The sequence below is a fragment of the Arthrobacter alpinus genome (assembly GCF_001294625.1).
Taxonomy (GTDB): Bacteria; Actinomycetota; Actinomycetes; order Actinomycetales; family Micrococcaceae; genus Specibacter; species Specibacter alpinus_A.
The window spans coordinates 1,390,402-1,412,300 of sequence record NZ_CP012677.1; the positions used below are offsets into that span (position 1 = coordinate 1,390,402).

General features: G+C 62.6%; 21 protein-coding genes. 4 read left to right on the forward strand and 17 right to left on the reverse strand.

The features are described from left to right. Nucleotides 1-80: 80 nt before the first annotated feature. The 10 genes from crcB to AOC05_RS06200 form a co-directional block, all read right to left on the reverse strand. Nucleotides 81-458, reverse strand: a complete 378-nt coding sequence (gene crcB / locus AOC05_RS06155; RefSeq protein WP_062006477.1) for a fluoride efflux transporter CrcB — start codon at nt 456-458, stop codon at nt 81-83. Then, entirely contained in the window at nt 455-892 is a 438-nt protein-coding gene (locus AOC05_RS06160; RefSeq protein WP_062006478.1) for a fluoride efflux transporter FluC, read from the reverse strand. The genes crcB and AOC05_RS06160 overlap by 4 nt, the downstream gene beginning before the upstream one ends. Beyond that, entirely contained in the window at nt 892-1,407 is a 516-nt protein-coding gene (locus tag AOC05_RS06165) for a universal stress protein (protein ID WP_062006479.1), read from the reverse strand. Before AOC05_RS06165 ends, AOC05_RS06160 begins: the two co-directional genes overlap by 1 nt. Before the next feature lie 635 nt (nt 1,408-2,042). Then, on the reverse strand, nt 2,043-3,407 hold the full coding sequence (locus tag AOC05_RS06170; RefSeq protein ID WP_231687188.1) for an MDR family MFS transporter: 1,365 nt from the start codon (nt 3,405-3,407) through the stop codon (nt 2,043-2,045). Between the two features lie 346 nt (nt 3,408-3,753). After that, nucleotides 3,754-4,497, reverse strand: coding sequence for an SDR family NAD(P)-dependent oxidoreductase (locus AOC05_RS06175; protein ID WP_062006480.1), 744 nt, complete (start codon nt 4,495-4,497; stop codon nt 3,754-3,756). A gap of 287 nt (nt 4,498-4,784) precedes the next feature. Next, nucleotides 4,785-6,302 carry a sulfatase-like hydrolase/transferase gene (locus tag AOC05_RS06180; protein ID WP_062006481.1) on the reverse strand — a complete coding sequence of 506 codons (1,518 nt, stop codon included), beginning with the start codon at nt 6,300-6,302 and terminating at the stop codon, nt 4,785-4,787. A gap of 6 nt (nt 6,303-6,308) precedes the next feature. Beyond that, nucleotides 6,309-7,334 (reverse strand): aliphatic sulfonate ABC transporter substrate-binding protein, encoded by a 1,026-nt coding sequence (locus tag AOC05_RS06185; protein ID WP_062006482.1) that lies wholly within the window; start codon nt 7,332-7,334, stop codon nt 6,309-6,311. Between the two features lie 82 nt (nt 7,335-7,416). Further along, complete coding sequence (locus AOC05_RS06190) at nt 7,417-8,214, reverse strand: ABC transporter ATP-binding protein (protein WP_062006483.1); 798 nt, start codon at nt 8,212-8,214, stop codon at nt 7,417-7,419. An 8-nt stretch (nt 8,215-8,222) separates the two neighbouring features. Further along, nucleotides 8,223-9,116, reverse strand: coding sequence for an ABC transporter permease (locus AOC05_RS06195; RefSeq protein ID WP_230085605.1), 894 nt, complete (start codon nt 9,114-9,116; stop codon nt 8,223-8,225). Nucleotides 9,117-9,235: 119 nt separating this feature from the next. Further along, complete coding sequence (locus tag AOC05_RS06200) at nt 9,236-10,402, reverse strand: ROK family protein (protein WP_062006484.1); 1,167 nt, start codon at nt 10,400-10,402, stop codon at nt 9,236-9,238. A gap of 340 nt (nt 10,403-10,742) precedes the next feature. Between AOC05_RS06200 and AOC05_RS06205 the strand changes: the two genes are divergently transcribed. The 3 genes from AOC05_RS06205 to AOC05_RS06215 all read left to right on the forward strand — a co-directional run bounded on the left by AOC05_RS06205 (nt 10,743) and on the right by AOC05_RS06215 (nt 13,227). Next, nucleotides 10,743-11,009 (forward strand): hypothetical protein, encoded by a 267-nt coding sequence (locus AOC05_RS06205; RefSeq protein ID WP_062006485.1) that lies wholly within the window; start codon nt 10,743-10,745, stop codon nt 11,007-11,009. An 87-nt stretch (nt 11,010-11,096) separates the two neighbouring features. After that, the gene (locus AOC05_RS06210; protein ID WP_062006486.1) at nt 11,097-11,561 is read left to right on the forward strand and encodes a GatB/YqeY domain-containing protein; all 465 of its coding nucleotides are present in this window, start codon (nt 11,097-11,099) and stop codon (nt 11,559-11,561) included. Between the two features lie 142 nt (nt 11,562-11,703). Then, a complete protein-coding gene (locus tag AOC05_RS06215; protein WP_082357802.1) occupies nt 11,704-13,227 on the forward strand; it encodes a flotillin family protein in 1,524 nt (507 codons plus the stop codon). Between the two features lie 558 nt (nt 13,228-13,785). Here AOC05_RS06215 and AOC05_RS06220 read toward each other — a convergent pair. From AOC05_RS06220 to AOC05_RS06250, 7 genes are all read right to left on the reverse strand, one after another. Beyond that, complete coding sequence (locus tag AOC05_RS06220) at nt 13,786-14,469, reverse strand: SRPBCC family protein (protein WP_062006487.1); 684 nt, start codon at nt 14,467-14,469, stop codon at nt 13,786-13,788. A gap of 4 nt (nt 14,470-14,473) precedes the next feature. Beyond that, the gene (locus AOC05_RS06225; RefSeq protein ID WP_062006488.1) at nt 14,474-15,367 is read right to left on the reverse strand and encodes an FAD binding domain-containing protein; all 894 of its coding nucleotides are present in this window, start codon (nt 15,365-15,367) and stop codon (nt 14,474-14,476) included. Beyond that, the gene (locus AOC05_RS06230; RefSeq protein ID WP_062006489.1) at nt 15,364-17,751 is read right to left on the reverse strand and encodes a xanthine dehydrogenase family protein molybdopterin-binding subunit; all 2,388 of its coding nucleotides are present in this window, start codon (nt 17,749-17,751) and stop codon (nt 15,364-15,366) included. The genes AOC05_RS06225 and AOC05_RS06230 overlap by 4 nt, the downstream gene beginning before the upstream one ends. Beyond that, nucleotides 17,748-18,284, reverse strand: a complete 537-nt coding sequence (locus AOC05_RS06235; RefSeq protein WP_082357803.1) for a (2Fe-2S)-binding protein — start codon at nt 18,282-18,284, stop codon at nt 17,748-17,750. Before AOC05_RS06235 ends, AOC05_RS06230 begins: the two co-directional genes overlap by 4 nt. A gap of 90 nt (nt 18,285-18,374) precedes the next feature. Further along, entirely contained in the window at nt 18,375-19,514 is a 1,140-nt protein-coding gene (locus tag AOC05_RS06240) for an XdhC family protein (RefSeq protein ID WP_062006490.1), read from the reverse strand. Then, entirely contained in the window at nt 19,507-20,676 is a 1,170-nt protein-coding gene (locus AOC05_RS06245; protein WP_082357804.1) for a vWA domain-containing protein, read from the reverse strand. Before AOC05_RS06245 ends, AOC05_RS06240 begins: the two co-directional genes overlap by 8 nt. 3 nt (nt 20,677-20,679) lie before the next feature. Beyond that, nucleotides 20,680-21,564, reverse strand: coding sequence for an AAA family ATPase (locus AOC05_RS06250; protein ID WP_062006491.1), 885 nt, complete (start codon nt 21,562-21,564; stop codon nt 20,680-20,682). 149 nt (nt 21,565-21,713) lie between these two features. On the opposite strand from AOC05_RS06250, the gene AOC05_RS19345 reads away from it, so the two are divergent. Beyond that, nucleotides 21,714-21,899, forward strand: coding sequence for a hypothetical protein (locus AOC05_RS19345; protein ID WP_062006492.1), 186 nt, complete (start codon nt 21,714-21,716; stop codon nt 21,897-21,899).

Genomic DNA, 21,899 nt, shown 5'->3' on the forward strand with positions numbered 1-21,899 from the left:
TCCGGCCAACGTTCCCGCAATGGACAGGCTCTGGGTGGCTTGCCATTGGCAAAGCGCTGTCCGATTCCTGAACCACCATTTTAGAGCGACAGGCCCAGCCACAGCCCCATACCGGCCGCTGCAACAGCCGCAACGGCCAGTCCTAAGCCACTACCCAATGCAGCCGCATAGCGACGGTCCCGCATAAGCTGGACTGTTTCATAACTGGCTGTGCTGAAGGTGGTGTAACCACCCAGGAATCCGGTGCCCAGCACGATTGCCACGTTGTTCGCGGGAAGAGCCTCCATGGCCAGGCCGGTCAGGAAGCCCAGCACAAGAGAGCCGGAGATGTTGATGAGGGTTGTGGGCCAGGGGTAGCCGGCGGCGGATTTGCTGCGGATCGAACCGTCAACCATGTATCGTACGGCGGCACCAACCCCTCCGGCGACGGCAACGCCCAGAAAGATCCACGGCGTCATCGTTGGCCTTCCGGGAAGGCCGTGGCGGTCCGTGAACCGGCCAAGATGCCAAGCCACGTGGCGCAGGCACCCAGGACGACTGTCCCGAATATATAAGCCACCGCGATGCCAGGGCGCCCGGACATGACGAGCACCGCCGTGAAAGCGGCTAGGGAACTGTAGGTCGTGAACCCTCCGCAAAAACCAGTTCCGAGCAGCAACCTCAGCCGGCTGACTCGCCCGGCTGAGGTTCCGGGCCGGGTCAGGGCTTCATAGAGGAAACCGAGAAGGAAGGCCCCGGCAATATTCACCAAGGCAATCGTGACGGGCACCTGGTCCACTTCCGGCGTCAGCAAGGTCAACGCTTCCCGCGCAGCAGCACCGACGGTTCCGCCAATACCTACCAGCACCCACAGCCGCCACTTCAGGTAGTTGGGCGTGTCCGTGCCGGCCATCAGCCTTCTCGCCAGGGGTGGGAGAATTCCGGGACCGGTGCGTGTGCCGGGATGACCACGACGGGCCGTGTCTGCCTGTGCGCAAGATGGGTTGCGACCGAGCGATTGAAGAACTCCTGGAGGCCGCCGCCCGCGGATCGCCGGTGCGTACCGACCACAATCATGGCCGCGTCAAGACGTTCGGCAACCCTCCCCAGGGCTACGGACACCTCGCCAGCCAAGACCAGTGTCCGCCACTGGAGACCGGTTTCTTTCAACAGCTGTTCCAAACTTGCAGCCAAGGCGCTGTCAAAGACGTCCTCGGACGGATCGGAATAATCCGGATCGATCGGCTCCGAGACCACCGAGCCGTCGGCGCCTTCGGTGATAGGGACGCGCGCCTGGTCGACGAACACGCATACCAGTTCGGCGTCGAAGCGCGAGGCGAAATGGGCGGCTTGTTCCACCACCTGGGGTGGCTGTCCCGGTGCCACCCCAACGATCACAGGACGCGCCGGATTCGATATATTGCTCATAGGTGGAGCCTATCGCCACGGCAGGTCCGCAACAAGAAGCCACGGTTTTGTGCGGCGTGCCGCAGAGCTTAGACAGTTGCGTGTACCCGTGATTGAGTGCCGAGCGGAGTGTTGGAGTCGGCCATAGCAAACTCCGTTTCCACTGGCCACGGCCAGGACGGCCGGACAGCCCAAGAGGAAGCAGCCGGAGCCAAACATGGGAGGACCAGATTCCTGCGTAATGTCCCCCAGGATCCGCACCCGTGTATCTGGAAGGAAAACTGCCAGGTCCGTGTCGGCACGTCCGGGTTGCAGAGGCATCAGCATCGATGCGCCGCCCTGCCGCAGCGATGCTGGTCCTCCGGGACACCGAGATGGTGGGTGGCGCCAAGACCGCAGTGTCCCAATCCCGGTCAGGATCCGTGCTGGAATCTTGTTGGTTCCGCTTCAGGCGCGACGCCGGAAACGATCTCCTGCGCCTCGGCTGCTGCGGGTGTCCACCACGGTGACACCGGCAGCGGTGCGAATTAGCGTTATGGAAACCTCCAGGGATCGTATCTGCGTTGAAATACCCGTCAGCAACATCCAGCCATGAGCTCACAACGACAATCTACACATGCCCGGGAACGGGGGTGGTCAGGTACCTTTTTGCGGGGTTAGTGGACGCTCTGGGTTGCCGGCTCGGGCACCTGCTCGTCCTTGGCCGCGGTGGTGTCGTGCGTCATGAAGGCGGCGATGGCTACGATCCCCAGGGAGACGATCGCAGCAACCAAGAAACCGTTGCTGAAGCCACTGGCCTGGGCTGCGATAGCGCTCTTCCTGGCGGCTGCCGCCGCCAGCGTTCCGGCGGACATGACGCCCACCAACAGTGCAGTACCTGCCGCACCACCCAACTGCTGGAGTGTGGAGAGCAGGGCAGCTCCGTGGGCTTGCATCGAATGAGGCATTGGGTTCAGCCCGGCCGTAAATGCGGGGGTGAAAATGAACGCCAGCGCGATCGACATCAGGACGTGCAAACCGACGATTGCCACCAGGAGTGTGTTTTCATCCAGCTGAGTGTAGGCGAACAAGATCGCGGAGAGCAGCAGGCCACCTGGGATCAGCACCGGGCGTGGGCCCACCTTGTCAAAGAGCTTCCCCACCCAAGGTGCCAGCAAAACCATGACCAAGCCACCAGGGAGCATCAGCAAGCCGGTGGTGAGCGTGTCAAGGCCGCGGACGTTTTGCAGGTACATGGGCAGCAGGATGATCACGCCGAACAAAGCCACCATCGCCATGACCATCAGGGCCAATGCGAGGGTGAACTGGCGGTGAACAAATGGGCGCATGTCTAGAAGTGCGCCATTGCTGCGCTGCAGCCGCAGTTGCAGGAGCACGAAGCCAAGCACCGAGACGAAGGAGAGCGCCAATGCCGCCAGGGCGATCTGATGGGTCTGGGCGTCGGGGGAGCCGATCCCGCTCAGGCCGTAGACCAAGCCACCGAATGCGGGGACGGACAGCAGCACCGACGGGATTGACAGCCGCGAACTGGCCCGCTTGGAACCCGTGGGCAGAACACGTGAGCCAACGATCAGGGCGGCTATTGCGACGGGCAGGACAAACAGGAACATGAAGCGCCAGGACAGTGAATGCAAGATCACCCCTGAAAGGGTGGGGCCAATGGCCGGTGCCACCGAGATCACGATGGACACGTTGCCCATCACGGCGCCGCGGCGGTGCGCGGGCACCAGATCCAAAATGGTCGTCATCAGCAACGGCATCATGATGGCTGTTCCGGAGGCTTGGACCACCCTAGCGGCCAGTAGGATCTCAAATCCCGGCGCCAGCCCGGCCAGTAGGGTCCCTGCGGAGAACAAGCCCATGGCCAGGATGAAGACCCGCCGGAGGGGCAACCGGGTTAGTAGATAGCCGGTGGCGGGGATGACTACCGCCATAGTGAGCATGAATGCTGTAGCCAACCATTGGATGGCGGAGGCGGAAACGTTGAACTCGTGCATCAGCCTGGGCAGAGCCACATTCATGATGGTTTCGTTTAAGATCACCACAAATGCCGAAACCAGCAGCACGGCTATCGTGGTGCGGTCACGGGCGGAAAGCCTGTCGGGGGATTCGACGGCGGTGCTTGTCTTGGTGGGATCCTGATCTTTGAGTGCAAAAATTTAGGGCTGCCTGCTCGCAGGGCTTGATCAGGTCAAGAGCTCTGCGGGGCAGTCCAGTGATGCCAGCAATGGAACGGCATGATGTATTCCAGCCGCCGCGGGATTCCCGCCCTAGAACGACCCGGTGCAGTCTTCGAAACCTACACCGGGTCGTTCCTCCCCTCACCACCTCTAACATCAGGGTTGCTCGTTTGACTGGTGGGAAGGCTCAGTAGAGCTTGTTGGCTCCACCGTCCGCCATGAGGGTTTGGCCGGTCATATAGCGTGAATCATCAGAAAGCAGGAATGCGACGATAGGTGCGACATCTGCTTCTGGATCCCCGAAACGGCCCAGGGGCACCTTGGCGAGGGAATCCTGGTACATCTCGGGGAACGCCTCGCTCCATGCCTTCACACCTGCGGTGAGTGCCATGGGTGAGACAACGTTGACACGGATGTTGTCCTTGGCCCATTCGTTGGCTGTGACACGGGACAGCCCGCGGATTGCTTCCTTGGCCGAAGCATAGGCAGCCTGGGTCTGCTGCCCAACGATGGCTGAGCCCGAACCGAAGTTCACAACCGAACCGCCGTTGACGGCCAGCAGCGGGTAGGCAGCCGCCATGAACTGGCGGGTGGCCCGGAAACCTGTATTAAAGGACAGATCCCACTGTTCCTCGGTCAACTCGTTGAACATTGCCTGTCGCGAGGCATGGGCGTTGTTGACCAAACCGTCCAACCCGCCAAAGGTTGTCTTGGCAAGTTCAACCGCGGACGCTGCAACCGCTTTCTCGCTGACATCGCCCAAAATGAACTGGACGTTCTCCCCAAGATCTTGTTGAAGCGATCCCCCGGCCTCTGCGTTGACATCAACCGCTACAACCTTGGCGCCGCGGGCCACCAACACCCTGGAGATCGCACCCCCAATTCCTGAAGCACCACCGGTGACGATGACTACCTTATTCTCGAGCTGCATGCTGACTCCTTGGTTTCCGTTCGTGGAATCGGTCGATCCCTTGCTGCGGACAGCCCATAAACACAATCACAAGATCCTGTGTACCGGCTGGAAGCCGCGCCGTCCCCGGCAGAGGGATTGCCCGGAGTTCGAATTTGCTCCGATTGTCTTTGCTTGCGGGACCCCCATATTAACCACCAGACATATTAGCCACCAGATGCCACGTGTGGGCCCGAAATTGAGGATTCGGGTCCACACGTGGCACGTTTTCGGAAGGGACGTGAGTTCTCGCGCCGGCTTGGGCGGATTTACTCCTGGGTGATGAAACGTTCGACGGCGGTCACTGGGCGAACGCGCTCATCCGCCGGGATGTCTCCGGCGAAAGCCAGCCACTGGGCAAATTTGTCACCGCGTTCCACGAGCTGGCGGTACATGGCGCGGCGCATGGTGCTGACCTGCTCGCGATAGAACGGCACGTCGATGACATTGATCAGCTCGTCGGGGTCGGTGACCATGTCGTAGAACTCGTCGATGCCCTCCGGGTTGGCAATGTACTTCACGTGTTTGTTGCGGATCATGCGCTGGGCATAGGGGAAGTGGTGGCCGTGAAACTCGCACACGATGTCTTCCCGCCAGCCCTCAACATGGTCACCGTGGGCCAGCGGAAGCAGGCTCCTGCCGTGGACCCCCGACGCGTCGGCGCCGGCAATCTCGTGAAAAGTGGCTGTGAAGTCCAGCAGGCTGATGAAGCGGTCCTCGCGGCGCTCCACTTCGCCGGGCAGCGCCAGGATGGCCGGTATGCGGTAAATGTCCTCATACATGGCCGGACCCTTGTCGTTGAGCCGGTGTGCGCCCGTGAATTCTCCGTGGTCTGCGGTGAACATGATGGCTGTTGAATCCTCCAGGCCCAGCTCGTCCACGACTGCCAGGATGCGTCCAATTTCATGGTCGATCATGGAAACATAGCCCCAGTACACGGCCGTAAGTTTCTTCCACTCATCCACCGTAAAGCAGTCCGTCGACCAGTATTCCGCGTAGGCCTGCTGCACCATGGGCTTGCCATGGAACGTCTCGGCGAACGAGCCGGGTAATTCCACGGTGGACGGGTCCACCATGTCGTACCACTGTTGGGGGATCAAGTACGGCAGGTGTGGGCCAAAGATATGGCAGGAGAGGAAGAACGGGGTACCGTCCTGCTCCTGCAACGCCCCGGCCGCAAATTCCCGCAGCTTCGCGATGGTTTGGTCCGCCAGAAACGCCTCGAAGGTCGCCTCCGTGGGCTGGTCCGTCACTCCCGCGATCAGGTGGCCCTGGCTGCCGTCGGCCCGCGTCGTATAGACGGGACTGGAGATGTGGAAGTCCGGGAAGTTGTTGGCCTTGAGCCAACCCTCATAACCAGGGTCGTCAAAGACGTTCAACGCTCCCGGCAGGTGGATGCCCTCGAAGCCGTAGTATTCGGGCCCGCGGTCCTTGCCCACATGCCACTTGCCCACGTGCCCCAGCCGGTAGCCCTGTTCGATGAGGGCGGCCGAGAATGTCGGCAGCCCATCAGGTAATTCCTCACGGTGACCGGAATTCCATTCGTAATTGGCCAGCAGTCCATGTTCAAACGGTTGCAGTCCGGTGAGCAGGCTGGCACGCGCAGGGGTGCAGATGGCGGTGGGGGTGTAGGCCCGGTCAAAGGTGGTCCCGCGCGCAGCCAGCCTGTCAAGGTTGGGTGTGTGTTGTGAGGTGTTGCCGTAGCAGCCCAGGGTGTCGATGCGTTGCTGGTCCGTCATGAGAAACAGCATATTTTGGCGTTTGGCTGTTGGTGTTGCAGCTGACATTGAGGCCTATGCCTTCGACGTGCTGACGTACAGCTCGGAGTTGAAGAACGTCTTGGGATCCACCACTTCCTTGATCTTCTCGGCTGCCTTGAACTGCTCCTGCAGGGCGTTGAGCCAGGTGTAGACGGTGCCCTTGGAGGCGAGTTCCTCGAGTTCCTTGGTCGTGAAAATCTTGGCGACGCCGGCCTGGGCCTTCATGTCTTCCTCCTTGAGCTTGAGAAACTTGGCCGTGAGGGCGATGGTACTGTCCTGGTTTGCGTGGCGGTAGTCGTTGGAGCTTTTGATCACTGAGATGAAGCTGGTAGCCAGCTCCTTGTCCTTGGCCGCCCGGCCGGGGCCTGCCACAAAGGTGGAGGGGAATGTCAGTTCGTCGATGAAGTCCTCGTTGGAGTACAGCTCCACCAGGTCCGGGGAACCCTTCTTTGCACTGTCGATCAGCGGGTACCAGAGGGCTGCGCCGTCGATCTGCTTGGATGCAAACGCGGCGACGATTGCGGGCGGTTCCATGGCCAAGACCTCAAAGTCAGCGCGCGTGAGACCGTCTTTCTTCAGGGCCAGGGAGAACAGCTGATCCCCTGATGTGCCCGTGGGGATGGCGATCTTTTTGCCCTTCAGATCCGCCAGGGACTTGATGCCCGGCTGGGCAATGATACGGTCGGCGTTGGAGACCGAGTTGACGGCCCAGATCTCAGCCTTGCCGGAGGCTGGCAGCCACAGGGCGCCGGAGCCAATATAGGCGACGTCAATGTTGTCGGTGCCCAGGGCCTGGATGGCGAGCGGGCCGTTGGTGAACGGCAGGTACTTTGGAGACAGGCCGGCCTTGGCCCAGTAGCCTTCCTGGTCGGCAACGGCCATCAGGGCCGCTCCGTTGTAGTCGGCAATGTAGCCAACCTTGATTTCGACAGGATTCTTTGCCGCAGGTGCATTGGCGGCGCTGTCCTCGGTTTTGGCGCCGCAGGCTGCCAACAAGGAGATGGCGGCTGCTCCCATGGAGAGCTGAAGGACGTTTCGACGTGAAAGATTTGTTGACATGAGTTCTCCTGAAGAAATTCTTGCCCGTCGTTGGGCAAGGTGAGCGTGGGTGGTGAGAGTGAAAAACGGGTGCGGAACGGTGTTATTGGTGGGCTTCGGCAACACCGGGCTGGTGATAGACGGCTTCCCACACCTGGGCGCGAAGACGGGCGAACCCGTCGGAGAGCCGCATTTCCTCCGTACGCGGGTAAGGCAGATCGATCTTGATCTCCTTGTAGATGCGGCCCGGGCGGGCTGCCATGACGATCACCCGGGACGCCAAGAACACCGACTCGTCGACGTCGTGGGTAACGAACATGACGGTGCGCCGTTCCTTGGTCCAGGTTTCTAGCAGTTGCTCTTGCATATGCACCCGGGTGAGGGCGTCGAGCGCCCCGAACGGCTCGTCCATGAGCAGGATTTCGGGGTTGACCGCGTAGGCGCGGGCAATGGCGCAACGCTGCTTCATACCACCGGAGAGTTCCTTGGGCAACGCCTCGGCGAAGCGCGTCAGCCCCACGAGTTCCAGGTAGTGGTCAACGATCTTGCGCCGTTCTTTGGCGGGAATCTTCTTCAACTCCAGCCCGAACTCGACGTTCTTGCGCACAGTCAGCCACGGGAACAGTGCATACTGCTGGAAGATGACCCCGGTTCGGGGGCTGGGGCCGTCCACCTCGCGATCATCAACCATGACACGCCCGCCGGTGGGATCGAGCAGGCCGGCCGCGGCATTGAGCATGGTTGACTTGCCGCAGCCGGAGGGTCCCACCACTGTGACGAACTCTCCGTCGGCAATATCAAGGCTCACGCCGTCGAGCGCGGTAAAGGTGGTGCCTGTGAGGGTGAACTCCTGGCGGAGGTTTTCAAAACGGATCATGGCATTTTGTGTTGACGTAGTCATGGTGGTTCCTATCGGCGTTCTTGCCAGCGGGTCAGGTGGGCCTCGACCATGAGGAGCAGACGGTCCATGACCAACCCCAGAATTCCAATGGCGATGACGTTGACGAAGATGGTGGGCATGTCATAAAACTGCTGGGCTTGTTGCATACGCATGCCCAGCCCGTTGGGGGCTGCGAGGAGTTCCGCGGCAACCACGGTGGCCCAGCCGGCGCCGAGGCCGATGCGCATGCCCACCAAGATGAAAGGTGAGGAGGCCGGGACCACAACCCGCCGGAAGATGACGAAGCTATTGGCGCCAAGCACACGGGCCGCGTTGATGAGCGTCTTGTCCACGCTGACCACGCCCTGGTAGGTGGAGATCACGCACGAGAGGAACGCGGCCAAGAAGATGACGAAGATCTTCGGTGTTTCCCCGATGCCCATCGTCACCATAACCAGCGGGAGCAGTGCCAGTGGGGGAATGGTGCGGAAGAACTGCACGTATGGCTCAATGATGGCCCGGCCAACGCCGTACCATCCCATGATGAAGCCGACGGGGATCGCCAACAGGGAGCCGAGGAGGAAACCGCTCAGGACACGGGACAGTGAAGCGACTGTATCTTCGCCCAGTGTTCCGTCTGCCATGAGCTCGCCGGCACGGAGAACCACCTCGCCGGGGCCGGGAAGGCCCACAAGGCCTGTGGCTGAAAACAATGCCCAGGCGAGCAGGCCTGCTGCGACTGAACCGAAGTTGATGGCCAGCATTGCCTTTCGGCTGAGCTTGCTGGCGCCAGGCTTCTTTTGGTTGGGCTTCTTAGTGGGTGTGGGTGTTGGTGTTTGTCCAGAAGGTGCCATGTTGGGTGTGGCGCTGCCGTGGAGGACTTGCGTGGTGGACGCCGGATTCGCGCTATTTTGTGCTGCCATGACTCAAAGCTATGACACACATCACTCAGTGTCAACACTCTTTACTTAAATAGACTTTACACTTCATTTGTTGCGAGATGCTTGACTTCTGGCACTGCTGATGGGGAGCCGGCACTCCTTCAGCTGACGCTGGCAAGGGCCCAGTGTTTCAGGGCCGTTCTCGCCGCGCCGTCACTGCCTGCCGTGGGCGCATACGGTGCCGTGCTGATGCTGATGGAACGCGGCCCAAGGTCCAGATGCTGTCCAGCCAGGGCTTTGCGGACAGGTGTTAGGAGCGGTTCGCCAAATTGCGAGAGCTCACCGGCAATCACCACCTTGCTTGGATCCAGCAGCACACAGGCGCTGACCACTGCACGGGCCAGCAGCACCCCGGCCCAGTCCACCACGTTGCGGGCGATGCCGTGGCCGGACGCTGCGGCCGCAGAGAGGGCATGGATCGAATCAAAGGCCTGCCCGCGATGGGCCGCCTCAACCAGCACGTTCGATACGTTGATGTAGCTTTCAAGGCAGCCGTGCCGGCCACACCAGCACGGGGGTCCGGCGAAGTCGACACTGATGTGGCCCAGTTCCCCGGCGATTCCATTGCCCCCGCGCAAGAGCCCGCCACCTGTGACCATGGCGGCGCTGACACCAGCTGACAGGACCACATACAAGAGGTTGTCGTCGTCGTTACCGTACGTCATGGCGGACAGTCGAATGTTGTTGTCCCACAGCAGCGGGGCGGGTAGAACGGCTCGCAGGGGTGCCAGTGTTGCCCCCTGGGGGTCAAGTTGTTGGGCGACGCCGTCCGAGAGCGAGGTCGGGTCGGCATGGCGGCTGGCTATGCCGACACCGGTGCCAATGACTGTTTCGGGCTTGATGCTGCCGTTGCTGACAAGATCGCGGAGCATGTCGGCGGCGTACTGCACTTTCGACTCAAGGCTTGACGGGCTGCTGACGTCGCGGTGTTCATGGTTCACAATGGAGCCGTCAAAACCCATGACAGAGATGCTGATACGCCGCCGCCCCAGTTCAATGCCGACGGCGGCCCCCGCCTCAGGGTTGAGGGAGAGCCTTTTGGTGGGGCGTCCATTGCGCCCGTCTGAGATGGGCACCTGATCGGTTTCGGTCAAAACCCCGCGGTGGCGCAGGTCGCCGACGATGGCCGACAACGTGGTGCGGGAGAGCTTGGTGTCTGTTTCCAACTCCCGCCGGGTGCGGCTCCCGTGGGTTACCAGCGTTTCCAGAACACGCAGTTCATGTCTGCGCCGCACCGCCTGCAAGGCGCTGTCGTCAGGTGTAAGCACGTCTCCCACTTTCTATAGCCAGCCGGATGCTCGCCATCCGTGTTGGCGGCGGTCATCTACTTTGAAGCCATCATAAGCAATTGTGTAAAGACTATTGTCTTTAATGGCCGTTAGGAACCGTGTCGGCATCCAGAGCTCGGCGCAGGCTTGCACCAAACCGGCGCCGATTTCCCTTACGGGACTGGCCTTCAGAGGGTTCTTCTTCGTTGAGTGTTTCAACGTGTGCCGCTGAACCAGCCCGGCATGGCCACGGCGGGGGTGTGGCCAACCCTTACGGTGACTAACACCGCCCGGAGTAGGGAAGACTGGAGGTTAACAATGACAAGGGAAAGAAAATATCATGATCAATCTTCAGCAGGACACCGACGGCTTCATCCGAATGATCCAGCACTACCCGCGCTCGATGAGCATTTCAGTCACATTCAACGACGGCACACAGGAAATTTTCTCTGGCCGGCGCTTGAATGAAATTTACGACGACGCCCTGGCAGCCTTCAGGTTGGGCAACAACATGGATGCCAAGGGCTTTGAGCGCATCCCGGCCAAGCGAAACCTCCGCAAGAATGCCGTCAGCACCATTGCCGTTCGTCCGGGCATGTCCGCATAGCACCGCATCCCCTCGGGCACGCCTGTCAGGGGATAATTGCCTAAGAGTTGTGCCCAGTCCACCCGAAACACCTATCAAAGGAACGCCATGTCCACGTTGAAGCAGCAATTGAAGTCCGACGTCATTGCGCACATGAAGGCCGGCAACAAGTTGGCGCTGACAACAGTGCGCAACGTCCTGGGTGAGATTGAGACCAAAGAAAAGGGCGGTAAGACCCCCGTCGAGTTCGACGACGCGCAGGTCACCACCATCTTGCAGAAGGAAGCAGCCAAGCGCCGCGACACGGCCGTGATCTACACCGAGGCGGGGGAGCACGACCGTGCGGCCGCAGAAGTCAGTGAGGCGGAGGTTATCGAGGCCTACTTGCCACAGCCCCTGAGCGCCGCTGAAGCCGAGGCGATCGTCGATGCGGCCATCACCGAGCTTGAAAATACCGAAGGTAAGCTGTCGATGCGCCAAATGGGCCTGGCCATGAAGCCGATCACGGCGCAGATTGCGGGCCGCTTTGACGGCAAGGCCATCTCAGAAATGGTCCGCAAGCGCCTAGCCTAGTTGCCAAAGCGGGGTTAGACGCCGCGGCGACGCGAGACATTTCTCCATCATGTGGAGAATTACCGCAAATTCCGTAGGATCGATGGTGAAGGTGGGGCGGACACGTTCGTGCCCACCGCCGTCGCACTCTATGAAAGGCGCCATGCTACTTGCCCTCATTCCACTGATTATTGGACTGGCAGTGCTGCTAGTCATCGTGGTCATCGCCGCCATCATCTCCCGGATGGCCCTGCACATCGCCAGCCCCGACCAGGCTCTGATCATTTCCTCCAAGGACAACAAGTCACAGCCGGACCCCAGTAGCCAGCGCGTGGTGTTTGGTCGAATCTTCATCAACCCGTTTACGCAGCGCGCCTACCCGCTCTCGCTGGCCTCACGCCAGGTGTCGTTGAAGATTGAGGGTATTTCCAAGAACGGGATCAAGCTCCACCTCACGGGCGTGGCCCAGGTCAAGGTGGGCGGCGACGCCGATTCGGTCCGCAAGGCGGCCCAGCGCTTCCTGAACCAGCAGGACGCGATCGATCACTACACGCAGGAAACACTGTCCGGTTCCCTGCGCTCCATCGTGGGAACACTGACCGTTGAGTCGATCATCAAGGACCGCGCCACCTTCGCTAAGAGCGTCAAGGAGGAGGCTGAGCACTCCATGCACAACCAGGGCTTGGAGATTGACACCTTCCAGATCCAGTCGGTCGACGACGATTCCGGATATCTGTTGAACCTGGGCCGGCCCGAGGCCGCCCTAGCCGAGAAGAACGCCAAGATTGCCGAGGCCCAGTTCCTGCAGGAGGCCGAGCAGGCCAAAGCGATTGCCGACGAGCAGGTCGCACTTGCGCAGCAGCAGCTGATCATCAAGCGTGCCGAACTCAAGGAAGTGGCCGACGCCCGTCAGGCCCGCGCCGACGCGGCTGGCCCGCTGGCTGCCGCCGAACAAAACGAGCAGGTCATCATCCGCGATCAGCAGGTGGCACTGCGCCGCGCGGAACTGCGCGAAAAGGAACTCGACACCGAGGTCCGCAAGCCGGCCGATGCCGAAAAATACCGTCTCATCCAGCAAGCCGACGCGAAACTTGAGGAACGCCGCAGGGCCTCCGAGGCGGCCGAGATCGAGGCAACCGTCGAACTGGCCAAGCGCAAGCTGATGGCCGAGGGAGACAGGGTGGCTGCCGAGGCCGACGCTGCGGCCAACACCGCACGCGGCAATGCCGAGGCCGCCGTCATCGAGGCCCGGGGCCTTGCCGACGCTGCTGTCATAAAGTCGCTGGGCCAGGCCGAGGCCCAGTCCATCGAGGCCAAGGGACTCGCCGAGGCCGCTGGCATCGCCGCGCAGGCCGACTCTTACGAGAAGTTTAACGAAGCCGCGGTGCTCAGCAAGGTCCTTGAGGTACTCCCGGCCATGGCACGCGAGGTGGCCGCCCCGATGTCCGCCATCAAGAACATGACCGTGGTCTCCAACGACGGTGCTAGCCAGCTGAGCAAGAACGTCTCCAACGGCGTGCACCAGACCACCCAGCTAATCAAGGACTCCACGGGCCTGGACATCATTGGCTTGCTGGAGAACATGATGAAGGACGCCGGCTCGGGCAAGGACCGCGGCCACGCGAGCTCCGTCTTCACCAAGGAACCTAGTGTCACCGCCAACCAAGACGGGCACGACGCGAACTAGCGGCAGATAGAAGGGCTGGGGCCGCTTGATGCCGCCCCAGCCCTTCGGCACTGAGCACCCGCCCCACCGACCCGGCTGCTAGACGATGCGCCCCGGAACCCCGAACGGTGGGTCCGGCAGCGGGGGCGGTGAAGGCTGGAGCGGGTCCGGGGGATCCAAGGGGTCCGGCGGGAATGGCTGAGGAACTGGTTCCGTGGGATCCGGAGGCCTGTTGGGATAACCGGGTTGGGTGGGGTCAGGCCGCGCTGGCGGCTGCTCCGGGTCCGGGATGGTGCCGTTCTGGGGATGATTATTGGACAAGGTGTTCACCCTTTCATGGCGAGAGTGGTGGCAAGGACTGCCTGGCGTGTTCGCTCTCTACGGTTTTTTCGGGACTCCTCAAGAAAGACACAGTTCCTCAAGAAAGACACAGTGGTTGCGGATCTTCACACCGATTGCCGGCTCCGGCCCTTGACGGCACCATAGCCGCCCGCCACGACGCCGCCCACGACACTCAGGCCCGGGCTGGTCCATGACAGGGAACCCATGCTACTCCTTCCATTGGCCTAGGTATCCACTTTACTTCCGACGGCACTGACAGCGACGGACAAGCCAAGCCACGATGGTGATGGCTGCGAGCGCACCGAGAATCGCCGGAGCAAATCTCCGGATCAGCACCGGCACCACAGCCGATCCGAGATCTAGTTCCACGACAGGCTGTGATGGTGCGGGCCGGGCCGGGTTCGCGCTCACCGGGGTCTGGACAGGCTCGCTCACCGGGGTCTGGCTTATCGGGGTCTGGACAGGCTCGCTCACCGGGTCTGCGCCTGCTTTCCCGATGACACATTGGACAAACTGTTCCAGCAGCTTGTCGGAGACGTCCTGGATGACGCCCCTGCCGAACTGGGCGGGTTTGCCGGTGACGTTCATATCCGTTGAGACGTCCACGGTAGTGTTGTCCCCGTCAGCGATAAGAACGGCGGTCACCGTGGCGCCGGCTGTGCCATTGCCGCGTTTGTCTTTACCCGAGGCCTGGATGACCACGGTATGTGCGGCCTCGTCCCGGGACACGAACTCCCCGGTGCCCGTGTACATCATGGCGATGGGGCCCAGCTTGATCTTGACCGTGCCGGTGAAGGTGTCGCCGTCAACGGAGGTCAACGTGGCGCCGGGAAAGCATGTGGCGATCTCCTCCAGCTGGTTGAAAGAGTGCCAGGTCTCCTCCAGGGGGGTGGGAACGGTGAAGTGGTGTTTGAGTTCCATAGTGTTATGCCTCCGCCAGTCTCATGCCCGTATGGGGAAGCCCGACGGCGGCCAGCACCGCACGTTTGGCAATAACGGTGACCAGGTGGCGACGGTAGTCGGCGTCCCCGTTGAGGTCACTGACCGGTTCGGTGGCGTCGGCGGCGTGGGAGCAGGCTACCGCAATGGCATCGGCATCCAAGGCGCATCCTGCGAGTGCTTGTTCGGCGGAGGAAGCCCGCAACGGCGTGCTTGCCATATTCGTCAACCCCAGCCGGGCCTCGGCGATCACGCCTCCCTCCACCCTGACCATGGCGGCGACGGCCACGATTGACCACTGCTGGGACACGCGAGTGAACTTTTCATAGTGTGCACCCCAGCCGGTGTATTTCGGCACCAGGATGCTGGTGAGGATCTCACCTTCTCCAACCGCGGTGGTGAAGTACCCCCGGAAGAAGTCCGCCGCGTCCACGGTTCGGGTTCCGTTGGCGGAGGACAGCGTGAACGTTGCCCCGGCGGCCAGCACCGGGGCGGGCATGTCACCTGCCGGGTCGGCGTGGACCAGTGCCCCGCCAAAGGTGCCGCGGTGGCGGACCTGTGGGTCGGCCACGGTGGCGGCAGCCATCTGCAGCAGGGGCAGGTGCGCCGCCAGCAGGGGATCGGTGGCCATCACGTGGTGCGGCGTCATGGCACCTATGGTGAGGTGCGCGCCGTCGTCGGTTATACCGGAGAGCCCGGGGATCCGGCCCAGGTCGATGACAAGGGAGGGGTCGGCCATGCGCAGCTTCATGACCGGGATCAGGCTTTGGCCCCCGGCGAGCAGCTTCACCTCGTCCCCGGCCGAGCTGGCAGCGTCCAACAGGCCCAGCGCCTCCTGGACGGTGGTGGGCGCAGCGTAATCAAAGGCGCTCGGAATCATTGCACTCCTTCAACGGTCTTGGCTTCCTGCAGGGCATGCCACACCCGCGACGGCGTACAAGGCATCTTGACGTCCTTCACACCCAGGTGGCGGATAGCGTCCAGCACCCCGTTAACGATGGCGGGGGTGGAGGCAATGGTGCCGGCCTCGCCCACGCCCTTGGCGCCCAGCTGGTTGCTGGTGGCCGGGGTCGTTGTGCGGGCCGTGATGTAGTGCGGCAGGTCCGGGGCGCTGGGGACGAGGTAGTCCACGAAAGAACCGGAGACCAGGGTCCCAGCGTCGTCATAGACCGCCTCCTCGTACAACGCCTGGGCGATGCCCTGGGCCAGGCCGCCATGCACCTGCCCCTCCACGAGCATGGGGTTGACCACCACCCCGATGTCGTCCACGCACACATACTTGAGCACGCTGACGGCGCCGGTTTCGGTGTCAACCTCCATGGCCGCCAGGTGGGTGCCGTGCGGGTAGGAGAAGTTGACCGGGTCAAAGGTTGCTTCCGAGTCCAGGTTGGGCTCCACCCCCTCGGGCATGTTGTGGGCGGAGAACACGGCAAAAGCGATCTCGCCGAAGGAGGTTGAGTGTTCGGTGCCCTTGACGGTGAACGCGCCGCTGGCGAATTCGAGGTCGTCTTCGTTGGCCTCCATTAAGTGCGCGGCGATCACCTTGGCCTTTTCAATGACCTTGTCCGCCGCGGCCAGCACGGCCATGCCGCCCACTGTCAGGGACCGCGAGCCGTAGGTGTCCAGGCCGCGCTGGGAGACCTGGGTGTCGCCGTGGAGTACCTCGACGTTCTCAAACGGTACGCCCAGCCGGTCCGCGACGAGCTGGCTCCACGCGGTTTCGTGGCCTTGCCCGTGCGCCGAGGAACCCGTCACCACCTCGACATTTCCGGTGGGCAACACCCGTACCTGGGCGTGTTCCCAGCCGCCGGCCGCATAGTTCAAGGAACCAAGCACCCGGGATGGGGCCAGCCCGCACATCTCCGTAAACGTGGAGACTCCGATACCCAGCTGCACGGTCTCCTTCGCGTCCCGCCGCCGCTTTTGTTCGGCCCGTAGCCCCTGGTAGTCAAACATCTCAACGGCCTTGGCTGTTGCGGCCTCGTAATTGCCGGTGTCGTACTCCAGCCCGGCCACTGTGGTGAAGGGGAACTCGCTGTGCTTAATCCAGTTCTTCTCACGCAGTTCCAGCGGGTCCATGTTCAGCTCGGTGGCCAGCTCGTCCATCATCCGCTCGATGGCGAAGGTGGCCTCAGGCCGGCCGGCACCTCGGTAAGCGTCGGTCCACGGCTTGTTGGTGAAGATGTTGTTGCATTCAAACCGGTAAGCCGGAAACTTGTAGATGGAGTTGTACATGAAGGCGCCCAGGACGGGGATGCCGGAGGTAATCAGCCCCAGATAAGCCCCCATGTCCGCTAGCAGGTTCACGTCCAGCCCGGTGACGATGCCCTCCTTCGTGGCGGAGATCTTCAGCCGCTGCACCTGCGCCCGCCCATGGTGTCCCACCTGCAGGGATTCACTGCGGGTCTCGGTGAATTTGCACGGCTTGCCCATGCGCCGGGCCGCCAGCACCGTGATGACTTCCTCCGGCGTCACCTGCAGCTTGCCGCCAAAACCGCCGCCGACGTCGGGGGCGATCACCCGGACCTTACTTTCGGGAATGCCCAAGGTTAGGGCCAGCATGAGGCGTAGGATGTGCGGAATTTGGGTGGCACTCCACATGGTGATCTGCTCACCCGTGGGGTCAACCACCGTGGAACGCGGTTCCATGAACGCCGGGATGAGGCGCTGCTGGTACAGGGTGCGCTCCACCACCACGTCTGAGTTCAGCAGGGCGTCCGCTATGGAGCTACCCGTTCCGGCCTCGGCCGAGTCAAAAACCCACGTGGCCGACTTGTTCGACGCCAGCGTGGTGTGCGCCAGGACATTGTCCGTGAGAGCCTCCTCCAGGTCCATGACCACGGCAAGTTCCTCATAGTCCACGTCCACTAGTTCGACGGCGTCCCGGGCTGCGGCCACGCTGCGGGCGATGACGACTGCCACGATCTCCCCGGAAAACGCCACCTCTTCAACCGCGATGGCCGGATGGTTCGGAGCCTTCTGGTCCGGGGTGACGGGCCAGGCGTTGGGCAGTGAACCTTGCTCATCCGCGACGTCTGCCCCCGTCAGCACGGCGAAGACACCAGGAGAGGCCTTCGCGGCGGAGACGTCAATGGCGGTGATCTTGGCGTGTGCATAGGGGCTGCGCACCATGGCCAAGTGAAGCATGCCCGGCAGGACCATGTTGTCGGTGTAACGGGAGCGGCCCGTGATCAGGTGCGCATCCTCCTTGCGCAGCCGGGCCTTGCCGATCTCGGCGCCGCCGCGCTCAACCGTGGCGGTCATGACACACCCGCCCTCTGGTCTTCAACCAGATCAACGTTGGCGGAGATACCGCTGTCATTGTATTGGACGCCGTCGGCTACGCTCTTCACAGCGGCCACAATGTTCTGATAGCCGGTGCAGCGGCACAGATTTCCTTCCAGGCCGTCCCGGATTTCGGTCTCGGTGGGGTGCGGGTTCTCTTTCAGCAGCGACGCGGACTGCATGATCATCCCAGGGGTGCAGAATCCGCATTGCAGGGCGTGACACTGGTGGAAGGCTTCCTGGAGCGGGGCAAGCTTGCCGTTCTGTGCCATGCCCTCGATGGTGGTGACCTGGTGCCCGTCCGCCTGGACCGCGAACATGGTGCACGACTTCACGCTCACCCCATCCAGGTGGACGGTGCACGCCCCGCAGTTCGTGGTGTCGCAGCCAATGAGGGTGCCGGTCTTGCCCAGTCGCTCACGGAGGTACTGGACCAGCAAAAGTCTTGGTTCGACGTCGTCCGTGTACGTGACGCCGTCCACGTCCACGGTGATTGTCTTGGAACTCGCCATTGAGATCTCCTTAAAACATATGGCAGACGCTCTTGACTGCCCGACTCCAGCCTTGATGTGTCATACGCTACATCAGCCGTTGATGGATTGTTAGGGGCTCGGGGCATCGGTCAGGGGGTCGTGGTGGATGCGCACATCCATATGGCTCAGCCGGGTTCCGCGCCCGCCCCAGCGCAGGGAGATGATCTCCGCGGCAATGGAAACAGCCGTCTCCTCCGGTGTGCGTGAGCCCAGATCCAGGCCGATGGGACTGGAGAGGCGTTGGAGTTCTTCCTTCATCAGCCCGGCCTCACGCAGCCTTGCCATCCGGTCGTCATGGGTACGCCGCGAACCCATGGCCCCGATATAGGCGACGTCGTGGCGCAGTGCCACCTCCAGCAGCGGTACGTCGAACTTGGGGTCGTGGGTGAGAACGCAGATCACGGTGCGGGGGTCCACAGCCCCGGCGTCGATCTGGGCCTGCAGGTACCTGTGCGGCCACTCCACCACCACCTCGTCGGCCACGGGGAACCTAGCTTTCGTGGCGAACACCGCGCGGGCGTCGCACACCGTGACCCTGTACCCCAGGAAGCTGCCCTGCCGTGCGACGGCGGCGGCAAAGTCGATGGCGCCAAACACCAGCATGCGCGGTTGAGGGGCAAAGCTGATGACGAACACGCGCATGCCGTCCCCGCGGCGTTCCCCGTCTGGACCGTACATCAAGGTGGTGTTCCGTCCGGCAGCCAAAAGCCCCTTGGTGTCGTCGCTGACGGCGTGATCCGCCCTTTCGCTGCCCAGCGTTCCCTCAAAGCCGTCGGGGCGGACCACCAGGTGCCTGCCCAGCCAGGAGCGGTCGGGGTGTTCGATCACCGTCACGATCGCCACCGGATTGCCGGCGTCGACGTCGTCGCAAACGCCCTGCAACTGCGGGAAGCTCGCCTGCGAGACGGCTTCGACAAACACGTCCAGGATGCCCCCGCAGGTCAGCCCCACCTCGAAGGCGTCGTTGTCGCTGATGCCATAGCGTTGCAGCACAGGGGTGCCGTCCTGCACCACGGCGGTGGCCAGCTCGTACAGGGCTCCCTCCACGCAGCCGCCCGACACCGAACCCACCGCCCGGCCATCGGCGTCGACCATCATTGAGGCACCAGCAGGCCGCGGCGCTGACTTGAACGTGCGCACCACGGTGCCTAGCCCCACGGTGTGCCCGGCTGCGACGGCGGACACCAGATCCTTCAACACCTCACGCATTGCGCACCACTTCCAACAAGTCCTCGAAGCTCTTCATCGAATGTCCCCCCACAAAATAGTCAACGTGCCCCAGCACTGCCTTGATTCCCTGTTGCACCGGCTCATACCCTGCCTTGCCCCGGTGCGGGTTGGACCAGATGATCCGCCGAGCCACATGATGCAGGCTCTGCACCGCCTGCCCCAGCAGGGCCGGATCCCCGCGTTCCCAGCCGTCACTGGCAATCACTACGACGGCGCCACGCACCACCGAGTGCTGCCCCCACCGGTTGTTGAAGGCGCCCAACACCTCGCCCAGGCGGGTGCCACCGGACCAGTCGGGCACGGTGCGCCCCGCCTGTGCCAGGGCTTCCTCCGGGTCGTGGGCCAAGAGCGCGCCCGTCACCCTTGTCAGTCGGGTGCCCAGGGTGAAAACCTCCACCTGGCGTGGGGCCTGTGCCAGCACCCGGTGCGCCAGGCGCAACAGGCTGTCCGCATAAGGGGCCATGGACCCTGAAACGTCGATCAGCCACACCACCTGACGCGGCTTCCGCGGCGCCTTGCTGCGGCGCAACGGCCCCGGTTCACCGCCGCGCCGCAGCTGGTCGCGCAACGTGCGCACCCGGTCAATCTCTCCGTGAGGGTCAAGTTTTCGCCTGCGGCTGGGGCGGCTGGGCAGGCGCACAACCAGATCTTCGAACATGTGGTTGAGTAACGTGCGATCAGTGGCGTCAAGGGTGGCAATGTCACGGTGGCGCAGCAGTTCGCGCCTGCTGGAGATGGCATTCACCGTCTCTTGGGCGCCGTCGGAGGTGCCGGCGTCGTTCTCCAGCGAGGCCTGGCTGACGGTGGTGGAGGCAGTGTCCTGGCGTTCGGTGGTGGAGTGGACGGGGGCAAACCATGCCTCAAAGGTTCGCTGGTAGGGGCCCAATTCGTCGGGAGAGGAGCATAGGGTGCCCCGGCCGGCCCAAAACACGTTGTGGCGGTCCATGGCAGAGCGGGCCGTGGACAGCCGGACCACCGCCTCGACAAAGGTGCGGGCCCGCTCCGGGTTGACCTTAACCCCGGCGGCCCGCACGGCACTGGCAAACGCCAACAGGATTTCCTCTGCGCCGTGTGCCGGAACGCCCGCGAGCGCGGTGTATCCCGTGTCCGCGGTGTGCCCGGATGTGCCTGCCTCAGCCATGTCTCAACCCAACATCCGGGCCAGGGCTGCCGTGACCCGCTCGGTGTCCTCACGGTACTTGCACAGGGCGCCGATGCTGGCCGCGGCGGAGGCCAGGTCCAGTTCGGCGCAGCCCAGCTGGTGCAGGGCCCGGGCCCAGTCCAGGGTTTCGGCAACGCCTGGCGGCTTGAGAATGCCGTCGGTGGCGCGGATCTGTTGGACCACATTGACCACCTGATGGGCCAGTAGCTCCGGCACCTGCGGCAGGCGGGTGCGCAGGATTTCAACCTCGCGGGCCAGTCCAGGGTGGTCGATCCAGTGGTACAGGCACCGCCGTTTCAGGGCGTCGTGCAAGTCCCTGGTCCTGTTGGAGGTCAGCACGACGATGGGCGCAGTCACGGCCGTGACCGTCCCAAACTCGGGGATGGAGACTTGGTAGGTGGAGAGTACCTCCAACAGGAACGCCTCAAATTCGTCGTCCGCCCTGTCAATCTCATCGATCAGCAACACTGCCGGACTTTGCTGGAGCGCCTTCAGGATGGGACGGGCCAGCAGGAACCGCTTGTCATACAGTGAGCTTTCCAGCGCTTGAACACTCAGCCCGCTGCCGCCGCCAGCCTCAATGCTTCGCAGATGCAGGATCTGCGCGGTGAAATCCCAGTCGTAAAGCGCCTGCGAAGCGTCGATTCCCTCATAGCACTGCAGCCTGATCAGCGGCAGCCCAAACGCCTCCGCCAGTGCCTGCGCGAGAGCCGTCTTACCCGTGCCCGGCTCGCCCTCCAACAGCAGCGGGCGCTCCATACCCAGGGCCAAATAGGCAATGGTGGCCAGGCCGTCGTCGGCCAGATAGCCGGTGGAAGCCAGCATGGCGGATAGGGCTGCCGCGGAATCGATCGACGTCTTCGTCATGGCACCAGCATAGGGCCATGTGTGATCCGCAACATGAAGATTGGGCCTTGGCCGGTTTTCATCGGGAGCGGCCGATCAATTCCTACATGACATGGTTGGTGCCGCCAAAGATCTGCAGGCATCTATCAACCACGACCACGTGGATATCGGTGCTCCACAAGCATCGTGTCGGCCAGCACTTGGGTTTTGCATTCCGCGAGCACAAACCTGGTGTTTTGGAAGTCCATGACGGGCTTGCCAAACGGCGTGTGCCGACAAAGCTCTTCAGGACATTGGCGCTCGAGGACGTTGACGCCGGTGACGCCGGGAGCATCGGCGGCGAGGGCGGCCGGTAG

Bases quoted from the DNA above. Each gene is read 5' to 3' on its own strand.
- crcB (WP_062006477.1), bottom strand. From the start codon at position 458: ATGACGCCGTGGATCTTTCTGGGCGTTGCCGTCGCCGGAGGGGTTGGT.
- AOC05_RS06160 (WP_062006478.1), bottom strand. From the start codon at position 892: ATGGCCGGCACGGACACGCCCAACTACCTGAAGTGGCGGCTGTGGGTG.
- AOC05_RS06165 (WP_062006479.1), bottom strand. From the start codon at position 1,407: ATGAGCAATATATCGAATCCGGCGCGTCCTGTGATCGTTGGGGTGGCA.
- AOC05_RS06170 (WP_231687188.1), bottom strand. From the start codon at position 3,407: ATGAATGTGGCTCTGCCCAGGCTGATGCACGAGTTCAACGTTTCCGCC.
- AOC05_RS06175 (WP_062006480.1), bottom strand. From the start codon at position 4,497: ATGCAGCTCGAGAATAAGGTAGTCATCGTCACCGGTGGTGCTTCAGGA.
- AOC05_RS06180 (WP_062006481.1), bottom strand. From the start codon at position 6,302: ATGTCAGCTGCAACACCAACAGCCAAACGCCAAAATATGCTGTTTCTC.
- AOC05_RS06185 (WP_062006482.1), bottom strand. From the start codon at position 7,334: ATGTCAACAAATCTTTCACGTCGAAACGTCCTTCAGCTCTCCATGGGA.
- AOC05_RS06190 (WP_062006483.1), bottom strand. From the start codon at position 8,214: ATGACTACGTCAACACAAAATGCCATGATCCGTTTTGAAAACCTCCGC.
- AOC05_RS06195 (WP_230085605.1), bottom strand. From the start codon at position 9,116: ATGGCAGCACAAAATAGCGCGAATCCGGCGTCCACCACGCAAGTCCTC.
- AOC05_RS06205 (WP_062006485.1), top strand. From the start codon at position 10,743: ATGATCAATCTTCAGCAGGACACCGACGGCTTCATCCGAATGATCCAG.
- AOC05_RS06210 (WP_062006486.1), top strand. From the start codon at position 11,097: ATGTCCACGTTGAAGCAGCAATTGAAGTCCGACGTCATTGCGCACATG.
- AOC05_RS06215 (WP_082357802.1), top strand. From the start codon at position 11,704: ATGCTACTTGCCCTCATTCCACTGATTATTGGACTGGCAGTGCTGCTA.
- AOC05_RS06220 (WP_062006487.1), bottom strand. From the start codon at position 14,469: ATGGAACTCAAACACCACTTCACCGTTCCCACCCCCCTGGAGGAGACC.
- AOC05_RS06225 (WP_062006488.1), bottom strand. From the start codon at position 15,367: ATGATTCCGAGCGCCTTTGATTACGCTGCGCCCACCACCGTCCAGGAG.
- AOC05_RS06230 (WP_062006489.1), bottom strand. From the start codon at position 17,751: ATGACCGCCACGGTTGAGCGCGGCGGCGCCGAGATCGGCAAGGCCCGG.
- AOC05_RS06235 (WP_082357803.1), bottom strand. From the start codon at position 18,284: ATGGCGAGTTCCAAGACAATCACCGTGGACGTGGACGGCGTCACGTAC.
- AOC05_RS06240 (WP_062006490.1), bottom strand. From the start codon at position 19,514: ATGCGTGAGGTGTTGAAGGATCTGGTGTCCGCCGTCGCAGCCGGGCAC.
- AOC05_RS06245 (WP_082357804.1), bottom strand. From the start codon at position 20,676: ATGGCTGAGGCAGGCACATCCGGGCACACCGCGGACACGGGATACACC.
- AOC05_RS06250 (WP_062006491.1), bottom strand. From the start codon at position 21,564: ATGACGAAGACGTCGATCGATTCCGCGGCAGCCCTATCCGCCATGCTG.